Source organism: Pseudomonadota bacterium, assembly GCA_030775045.1.
Classification (GTDB): domain Bacteria; phylum Pseudomonadota; class Alphaproteobacteria; order JALYJY01; family JALYJY01; genus JALYJY01.
Map to the genome: position 1 here is coordinate 1 of JALYJY010000098.1, position 6,623 is coordinate 6,623.

General features: G+C 62.3%; 5 protein-coding genes. 2 read left to right on the forward strand and 3 right to left on the reverse strand.

All coding sequences use genetic code 11. The annotated features are described in order from the left end of the window. The first annotated feature begins 50 nt into the window (after window positions 1-50). Together M3O22_08070 and M3O22_08075 are read left to right on the forward strand one after the other, a co-directional pair. Entirely contained in the window at window positions 51-155 is a 105-nt protein-coding gene (locus tag M3O22_08070) for a DUF4166 domain-containing protein (protein MDP9196699.1), read from the forward strand. Beyond that, window positions 155-1,261: a saccharopine dehydrogenase NADP-binding domain-containing protein gene (locus M3O22_08075; protein ID MDP9196700.1), complete on the forward strand. Its 1,107-nt coding sequence runs from the start codon at window positions 155-157 to the stop codon at window positions 1,259-1,261. The genes M3O22_08070 and M3O22_08075 overlap by 1 nt, the downstream gene beginning before the upstream one ends. 342 nt (window positions 1,262-1,603) lie before the next feature. Here M3O22_08075 and infB read toward each other — a convergent pair whose 3' ends face one another. From infB to nusA, 3 genes are read right to left on the reverse strand one after another with little or no spacing between them, the layout of a single operon-like run. Continuing rightward, window positions 1,604-4,342, reverse strand: a complete 2,739-nt coding sequence (infB, locus tag M3O22_08080) for a translation initiation factor IF-2 (GenBank protein ID MDP9196701.1) — start codon at window positions 4,340-4,342, stop codon at window positions 1,604-1,606. 19 nt (window positions 4,343-4,361) lie between these two features. After that, window positions 4,362-5,033, reverse strand: coding sequence for an RNA-binding protein (locus M3O22_08085; protein MDP9196702.1), 672 nt, complete (start codon window positions 5,031-5,033; stop codon window positions 4,362-4,364). Window positions 5,034-5,051: 18 nt separating this feature from the next. Continuing rightward, window positions 5,052-6,554, reverse strand: a complete 1,503-nt coding sequence (gene nusA / locus M3O22_08090; protein ID MDP9196703.1) for a transcription termination factor NusA — start codon at window positions 6,552-6,554, stop codon at window positions 5,052-5,054. Between the last annotated feature and the right edge of the window lie 69 nt (window positions 6,555-6,623).

Genomic DNA, 6,623 nt, shown 5'->3' on the forward strand with positions numbered 1-6,623 from the left:
GCATCCCCCTGCCTGGCATTTTCACGCCCGGTGATACCTACCTGACCCACGTGAACGAGGCCGAAAACCGCTTTCGCATCAGCATCGTCATCACCCACCGGCTGTTCGGGAAAATGTTCACCCAGGCGGGCGTGTTTTACGAAGTCCGGGACTGATGACAAAGTGCGTTCTGATCCTGGGGGCTTACGGTACTTTTGGCGCCCACATTACCCAAAAACTGGCGGAAGAGCCGGACCTGCAGGTGATCATCGCGGGCCGGTCGGAAGAGAAATGCCGAACCCTGGCAGAGCGTTTCAGGGACGCGCCTAACCCGCCGCAGTGGAGGGCACTGGACATCTACCGGGATCTGCCAGCGGCACTGAAAGCCCTCACGCCGGACATTGTGATCCACACCTGCGGCCCCTTTCAGGGACAGGGCTATGCGGTGGCGCAGGCCTGCATCGACCAGGGCAGCCATTACATCGACTTGGCCGACGGGCGGGCATTTGTGGCCGGCATCGGTGCTCTGGATGAGAGAGCCAGAGCGAAAAGCATCGCCGTTATCAGCGGCGCCAGCTCCGTCCCCGGCCTGACGTCGGCGGTCATCGACCACTTTCTGCCGGCGTTCGGGAAGATCACATCAGTTCGTTATGCCATCTCCACCGCCCAGAAGCCCGGCCCCGGACTGGCCACCACGGCAGCCGTGCTGGGCTATGCGGGAAAACCCTTCACTACCCTGGACAACGGACAGTGGACAACCGTGTACGGCTGGCAGGATCTGCACAGCCACACCTTTCCCGGACTGGGCCGCCGGTGGCTGGGCAACTGTGATATTCCCGATCTGGAGCTGTTCCCGCAGCGCTACCCGGACCTGAAGACTATCCGCTTTTCAGCGGGCCTTGAACTGCCCGACCTGCAGCTCGGTCTGTGGAGCCTGTCCTGGCTGGTGCGTGCCGGCCTTGTGAAAAACCTGGGACGGTACGCTCGCCTGATGCTGAAGGCGTCCCGCCTGTATGACCGGTTCGGCAGCGACCGCAGCGCCTTTTACATGGAGCTGTCCGGCACCGACGCGGCAGGTGTGCCGCAGACAAAGACCTTCTTTTTGCTGGCCGGATCAGGTCACGGACCCTTTATTCCCGCCACCCCCGCCATCCTGCTGACAAAAATGCTGGCGAGAGACCAGCTGCACCGCCGCGGCGCGTTCCCCTGTATGGGACTCATCACCCTGTACCAGTACCTGGAAGGCTTAAAGGGACTGGATGTGCGGCGTGTAATTTATTAACAATCGCAATGTATAAACGAACCTTGTCATTTCCTGACATCCGGGCCTTTTGCCAGGGACTATATGCCCTTTTTTCCAGAACACTTTTCCCACAGTCTGCGCAGGCTGGGCAGCCCCAAGGTTGACAGCACATACCCCATAACGGGGACACAGGCGGCCAGATACCATTGGGGAGAAGGAACCCACGTATACAAACAGGATGCTGGCGCATACCCAGGTGACAAGGCATATGGCCAGGCCCCGCGTGAGGCTGGTCTCCCACGTCTTGTCCAGGGAAACCTTCTGGTGTTTCGCTGTTCAACAGCGGCAATCCGTTCCTCAACTGTGCCCATGCATTCCCGCTTACAAAGTCCGCGCGATCTGCTCGACTTCGAAGCACTCGATCATGTCACCCTGGCGGATATCGTCGTAATTCTCAAAGGCCATCCCGCACTCGAACCCGTCGCGCACTTCCTTCACCTCGTCCTTGAAGCGCTTGAGGGTTTTCAGCTTGCCCTCGTGGATCACCACGTTGTCGCGCAGCAGGCGGACACCGGCACCACGCTTGACCACGCCTTCGGTGACCATACAGCCGGCCACCTTGCCAACCTTTGTGATGTTGAACACCTCGCGGATTTCCGCATAGCCCAGGAACTTCTCGCGCAGTGTGGGCGCCAGCATTCCGGACAGAAGGCCTTTGATATCATCCAGGATGTTATAGATGATCGAGTAATAGCGGATGTCGATGCCATCCCGCCGGGCCATTTCGCGGGCCTGGGGATTGGCGCGCACATTGAAGCCGATGATGGCAGCCTTCGACGCATTGGCCAGCGTCACATCGCTTTCGTTGATAGCGCCGACCGAGGACTGAAGGACGCGGACGCGTACCTCTGACCCCTCGGGCGCCAGCTTTTCCAGCGCAGTGGAAATAGCCTCGACCGAACCCTGCACGTCGCCCTTGATGACGACGGGCAGTTCCTTGACGTTGCCGGCCTTGATCTGCTGGAACATCTGCTCCATGGACCCGCGGGCCGAGGCCACAGTAGCGGCCTCACGCTTCTTGCGCTGGCGGAATTCAGCAACCTCACGGGCCTTGGCCTCGTTCTCCACGACAACCAGTTCGTCTCCGGCCAGCGGGGTTCCGTTAGCGCCCAGAACCTCGACAGGCATGGAGGGCGTGGCCTCCTCGACAGAGGCCCCCTTGTCGGTGACCATGGCCCGGACCCGGCCCCATTCACTGCCAGCCACGAAGATATCGCCCACACGCAGTGTGCCGCGCCGGACCAGAACTGTAGCCACAGACCCGCGCCCGCGTTCCATCCGCGCCTCGACGATAACGCCTTCAGCGGAACGGTCCGGATTGGCCTTCAGATCCAGGATTTCTGCCTGGAGCAGGATAGCTTCTTCCAGTTTTTCCAGTCCCCGGCGGCCCTTGGCGGAAACCTCCACAGCCAGAATATCGCCGCCCATTTCCTCGACGACCAGTTCATGCTGCAGCAGCTCCTGCCGGACCCGGTTCGGGTTGGCCGCGGGCAGGTCGATCTTGTTGATGGCTACCACAATGGGGACTTTGGCGGCCTTGGCATGGTTGATGGCCTCGACCGTCTGGGGCTTGATCCCGTCGTCGGCCGCCACCACAAGAACCACCACGTCGGTGACGTTGGCGCCGCGGGCGCGCATTTCCGTAAAGGCTTCGTGGCCGGGCGTGTCGATAAAGGTGATCTTCGCACCCGACGCCAGGGTCACCTGATAGGCCCCGATGTGCTGGGTGATGCCCCCGGCCTCACCACTGACCATGTCGGTATGGCGCAGGGCATCCAGCAACGACGTCTTGCCGTGGTCCACATGGCCCATGACGGTCACCACAGGCGCCCTGGGGGTCAGGTTTTCCGCTGTATCTGCGCTGCCTTTCAGGCCCAGTTCCACGTCAAATTCGGATACCCGCTTCGGTTTGTGTCCCAGTTCTGTGACGATGAGTTCTGCTGTGTCAGCGTCGATATTCTGGTTGATGGTGGCCATCATGCCCATACGCATCAGGATCTTGATCACATCAGCGCCGCGCTCGGCCATACGGTTGGCCAGTTCCTGCACCGTCAGGAATTCGGGAATGGTCACATCGCGGCTGACCTTTACAGGTTCCTGGGTGGCGCCCGCCTGGCGCTTTTCACGCTCCCGCGCACGGCGCATGGACGCCATGGAACGGACGCGGGGCCTGCCGATACCGGCGTCGCCGTCCTCGTCACCTGTAACCTGGCTGACGCTGATCTTGCCTGAACGGCGTTTGTCATCCCCGCGCGGACGGGTTTCCGGCTGGGCCGGCGCCCTTCCGGGAGCAGCCCTGCCACCGCCGCCACCTCTGCGGGAACGTCTGGAACTTCCCTCTTCCTCTTCCATGCCAGGTGGGGCCGGATGATCTCCGGGACGGCCGCGACCGGGAGCCGCAGACGGTGCATCAATGGCGGCTGCGCGCATGCCGGAGGCTGAGCCACCGGCCCGGCCCTGGCGGATACTGTCACTTCCCCCCGCCGGCTTCCGGCGATGGGCTTCCTGTTCGCTGTGCCGGCGCTGGCTGGCCTCGGCGGACGCCTTTTCATCTTCCCGGATCTGGCGCAGCTCTTCCATTTCCCGCCGGCGCAGATCCTCTGCGCTCAGGGGTCCCGACCTTGTGGGGGAAATTCCGGCAACAGGGGCGGATCCAGAGATATCTTCCCCGACAGATCCGGTTTCTGTATCTCCGGTCTCCTCTGTATAGCCGGCGTTTGAATCATCCTCGCGCGGCGCTCCGCGCAGGGCCCGGACGCGGGCTTCCTTCTCCTCGCTGGTCAGTCCGCGGGCGGAGGTGGAAGTCACAACCCGTACACCACCTTTTGAACGGGTTTTCTCAACAGGCTGTGCGGCCTCTGCAGCTTCCGGAGCCCTGTCGCCGGCCCGTCTTTTTTTGACCTCAACGGCAACGGTTTTGGACCGGCCGTGGGAAAAGCTCTGCCGCACGGATCCCGCGGCTCCTTCTGTCCTGGCGGCCGGCTTTGCGCCTTTCAGCTCCAGCGTTCCCTTGCCGAGGCTCAGGGTTTTTTTCTGGTCCTGTTTGGTGCTGTCAGTCATGGGCGTGCAGGCTCATCCGTCATTGCTGTGCCGGGCCGGAAGACGGCACCGACGGTTCATGGGTGTCCGGGAGAATTCCCGTATATCTTTTCACCTCTGCCAGAAAATTCCGTGCCAGGGCCCCCTGGAAAAGAGCGACATGGATAATCCTGTCACGACCACATACGCTGCCAAGGGCGCTGCTGTCAAAAGATTCCGTAACAGTTTTCCCGGCGGCAAGGCCCTGGATTTTGTTCCTGCCATCCGCTCCGGCATCACTGGCTGTCAGGATGACCTCGGCCCTCCCTGAACGCAGGGCAGCATCCACATTGTCAAAGCCGAAGACCATCTGGCCCGCCCGGCGGGCAAGACCCAGTAGATCCAGGCATCGCTGACGCAGCAGGGTTTCCACAAGGGCAGGCAGGTCGCTGCCAGCGCGAACCGGCTTGCGGGCAGCCCGGCTGAACAGGTTTTTGCGGATGGCCGTCTCCAGAATATCCCGCCGGGCCTGGACCCAGTAGCCGCGTCCCGGAAGGGAGGCCGCCAGGTCAGGAACAACATGGCCATCCGGAGCGGCAACAAAGCGGATCAGGGTGTCCCTGCTGTCCACGGCCCCGGTGACAATGCACCGGCGCAGGGGGCTGCGCAGCCCGCCTACATTCTCGGGTTCTTCTGGATCAGGTCCTTCGGCAGAAACCTCCGGCGACGCCATGACAGGGCAACCCCTTCATCACTGTGCGGAGTCCGCGGAACCACCAAACCAGTGGGCGCGGGCCTTCATGATGATATCGTTGGCCGCCTCTCCGGTCAGGGCGTCCTTGCCCAGAATGTCCAGAAGCTCATCCCCGGCCAGATCCGCTAGGTCATCCAGCGTCTTCACGCCGTTCTCACCCAGCTTCACCAGCATATCGTCATCCAGGCCGTCAATACCGGACAGGGCGGGATCCAGCCCCAGCTCGGCCTTGCGGGAAGACAGGACAGCGGTGCGGTTTTCCAGCCACGTGGCAGCGCGCTGTTTCAGCTCGGCGGCAATCTCCGGATCAAATCCCTCGATTTCGGCCAGCTCCTCGACCGCTGCTGCAGCAACTTCCTCCACGGACCCGAACCCTTCGGCCACAAGCAGGTGCCCTATGACCTCGTCAATATCCAGGGCCTCGATGAACCTGCTGGAGCGGTTTTTCATCTCCTCGGTCCGGCGTTCGGATTCCTCGGCCTCGGTCATGATGTCGATATCCCAGCCGGTCAGCATGGACGCGAGGCGCACGTTCTGTCCGCGCCGGCCGATAGCCAGGGACAGCTGCTCATCCGGCACCACAACATCCATGCGGCTTTTGTCCTCGTCCAGGACCACCTTGGCCACCTCGGCCGGCGCCAGGGCGTTCACCACGAATGTGGCCGCGTCCGACGACCAGGGAATGATGTCCACCTTTTCGCCCTGCAGCTCGGCCACAACGGCCTGGACCCTGCTGCCGCGCATACCGACGCAGGCGCCCACAGGATCAATGGAGCTGTCGTTGGACAGGACGGCAATCTTGGCGCGGGAGCCGGGATCACGGGCCACGGCCTTGATCTCGATAACCCCGTCATAGATTTCCGGCACTTCCTGGGTGAACAGGCGGGCCATGAACATGGGGTGGGAACGGGACAGGAAGATCTGCGGCCCGCGCTGTTCCTGGCGCACGTCGTGGATATAGGCGCGCACCCGGTCGCCGGTCTTGAAGTGCTCGCGCGGCAGGCACTCGTCGCGGCGCAGGACAGCCTCGGCCCGGCCCAGATCGACCGTCACGTTGCCGAACTCCACGCGCTTGACGATGCCGCTGACCACCTCGCCAACCCGGTCCCTGTACTCGTTGTACTGGCGCAGGCGCTCGGCCTCGCGGACCTTCTGGACAATAACCTGCCGCGCCGTCTGGGCAGCGATGCGGCCAAACTCGATGGGCGGCAGATCCTCGACCAGTGAGTCACCGACCTTGATATCAGGCTGGATACGCTGTGCATCCGGCAGCAGGATCTGGACGGCATCCTGACCTTCCTCGATGGCTTCCACAACCAGCCGGTACCGCTGCAGGCTGATCCGGCCCTGCCGGCGATCAATACTGACACGGATATCGTTGTCCTGGCCGTATTTGGCCCGGCCTGTCTTCTGGATGGCCTGTTCCATGGCCTCCAGCACCTGTTCACGGTCGATGCCCTTTTCCCGGGCCACTGTGTCTGCAACCTGCAACAATTCCATGATCTGCTGTCCTGTCTGCTGGTGGTTAATCGTGATCCTGTTCCGCGTCTGCGTTTCCGTCTGTATGTC

Bases quoted from the DNA above. Each gene is read 5' to 3' on its own strand.
- M3O22_08075 (MDP9196700.1), top strand. From the start codon at position 155: ATGACAAAGTGCGTTCTGATCCTGGGGGCTTACGGTACTTTTGGCGCC.
- nusA (MDP9196703.1), bottom strand. From the start codon at position 6,554: ATGGAATTGTTGCAGGTTGCAGACACAGTGGCCCGGGAAAAGGGCATC.
- infB (MDP9196701.1), bottom strand. From the start codon at position 4,342: ATGACTGACAGCACCAAACAGGACCAGAAAAAAACCCTGAGCCTCGGC.
- M3O22_08085 (MDP9196702.1), bottom strand. From the start codon at position 5,033: ATGGCGTCGCCGGAGGTTTCTGCCGAAGGACCTGATCCAGAAGAACCC.